The sequence below is a fragment of the Mycobacterium sp. genome (genome assembly GCF_035499775.1).
GTDB lineage: Bacteria > Actinomycetota > Actinomycetes > Mycobacteriales > Mycobacteriaceae > Mycobacterium.
Genome location: NZ_DATJYB010000066.1, coordinates 1 through 2,015 on the forward strand (window position 1 = coordinate 1; position 2,015 = coordinate 2,015).

The following is a 2,015-nucleotide window of genomic DNA, read 5'->3' on the forward strand; positions in this document are numbered from 1 at the left end:
CCGGCGCCCATAGCGACCCGTTCGGCAACACCGTCGCCATCTCGCGGGGCACGCTGGACCGTTGGATCCGGCGCTACCGCTCCGGCGGGTTCGAGGCGCTGGTTCCTGCGCCACGGATGCTCTCGGCCCGCACCGACGCCCAGGCGTTGGAGCTGGCGGCCTCACTCAAGCGGGAAAACCCCACCCGCACGGTGGCGCAGGTGGCCCGCATCCTGCGCACCGCCACCGGGTGGGCACCCTCAGAGTCGACCCTGCTACGCCACTTCCACCGGTGCGAGCTGATGGGCCCGACCAGCGGGGAGGTCTCGGCGGTGTTCGGCCGGTTCGAAGCCGAATACCCCAACGAGCTGTGGGTCGGCGACGCCCTGCACGGACCGCGGGTCGGTGACCGCAAGACCTACCTGTTCGGCTTCTTGGATGATCATTCCCGGCTATTGGTGGGTTACCGGTTCGGGTTCTCCGAAGACACCGTGCGGCTGGCCGCCGCGTTACGCCCGGCATTGGCCGCCCGCGGTGTCCCGGCCGGGATTTACGTGGATTATGCCGACCTCACGACTATGCCGACATTGGGTGGGATCGGTTGTGGTGCACGGCGTTCAGTCGCAAGGTGTCGGCATAATTAGAGGCTTTCGAGGAACGCGAGGATCGGCTCGGGCGGCTGGTATCGCCCGGGCTTGGTGTGCGTGGGTGCGGTGGCGGCTATTGCGCGTTCCTTCAGAGTCATGTCGGCGTGCAGGTAGAGCTCGGCGGTGGCGGTCTGTTCGTGGCCAAGCCACAACGCGATGACGGTGATGTCGACACCGGCGAGCAGCAGCGCCATGGCCGCGGAGTGCCGTAGGGTGTGGGCGGTGACCCGTTTGCTGCGCAGCGACGGACACGATCGGCGAGCGCGGGTGGTGTAGAGCGTGACTCGGCGCTCGACCGCATCGCGGCTCAGCGATCTGCCGGTGCTGGTGGGGAACAACGGGTCGTCGGGGGCGCCGCGGCGTTCAGCGAGCCAGCCACGTAGCACTTCCACGGTGTCGGGCAGTAGTGGTGTGCTTCGCTGTTTGCGGCCCTTACCGATGCAGTGCACGTGCGCGCCGCGGCCGAGCTGCAGGTCGGCGACCGAAAGCGCGGTCAGTTCGGAGATCCGCAGCCCGGTCTGCAGGGTGAGAGCCAGCATCGCGTGGTCGCGGCGTCCGGTCCAGGTGTCGTGGTCGCAGGCGGCCAGCAGCGCGTCGGCCTCCTCTGTGGTGAGGTAGGTGATCAGGTTGCGTTGGAAGCGTTTCGGCGGGATCGCCAGCACGCGTTGGATCGAGGCGGCGTGCTCGGGATGGCGTAGTGCGGCGTAGCCGAACAGTGAGTGGATCCCCGCCAACCGGGTGTTGCGGGTGCGCACACTGTTGCCGCGATCGTGTTCGAGGTGGTCGAGGAAACCGGTGACCAGGGGCGCGTCTAGATCGGCCAGGTCGAGCTGACTAGGCGGTTTGCCGGTGCGGGTCGCGGCATAGCCGAGCAGCAGCCGGAACGTATCGCGGTAGCCGGCGATGGTGTGCGGGCTGGCCTGGCGTTGCCCGATGAGCCGATCGGTGAAGTAGGCCTGCAGGATCGGGGCGAGCGCGGTCATCGCCGGCTCCCGGGTCGGCTGGCCTGCAGCCGTTGCGCGGCGAGCCCCATCAACTCGGGCGTGGCCGTTAAATACCAGTAGGTGCTGGCCGGGTTGACGTGTCCGAGGTAGGTGGACAACACCGGCATCATCGCGGCGACGTCGACGCCTGATCGATACCAGTCCAGCAGGCAGCTCACGGTGAAGGCATGCCTCAGATCATGCACGCGGGGCAGGACCATGGCGGTGCGTAGCCCGATCGTCGTGGTGATCTCGATGAACGCCTCACGAACCGACGAGTACCGCAACGCGGTGCCGGTGGTGGACACGAAGAACGTCTCCGACCGTCGCGGCGACGGTTCCCGGCGGTCCCGGTGGCGGGCGTAGCGGCGCAGCTGTTCGGTGGTGCTCGGGTGCAGCGGTACTA

The 2,015-nt window shown here is 67.9% G+C and carries 1 protein-coding gene and 2 pseudogenes; 1 reads left to right on the forward strand and 2 read right to left on the reverse strand.

Translation table 11 applies throughout. From position 1 onward, the window contains the following. Positions 1-539 (forward strand): annotated as a pseudogene (locus VML93_RS04300) (DDE-type integrase/transposase/recombinase); the annotation flags it as partial. An 80-nt stretch (positions 540-619) separates the two neighbouring features. Here the strand turns inward: VML93_RS04300 and VML93_RS04305 are convergent. Together VML93_RS04305 and VML93_RS04310 are read right to left on the reverse strand one after the other, a co-directional pair. Continuing rightward, positions 620-1,609 (reverse strand): tyrosine-type recombinase/integrase, encoded by a 990-nt coding sequence (locus VML93_RS04305; protein WP_325608026.1) that lies wholly within the window; start codon positions 1,607-1,609, stop codon positions 620-622. Continuing rightward, positions 1,606-2,015: pseudogene (locus tag VML93_RS04310) on the reverse strand (tyrosine-type recombinase/integrase); the annotation flags it as partial. The pseudogene VML93_RS04310 and the gene VML93_RS04305, both read right to left, overlap by 4 nt.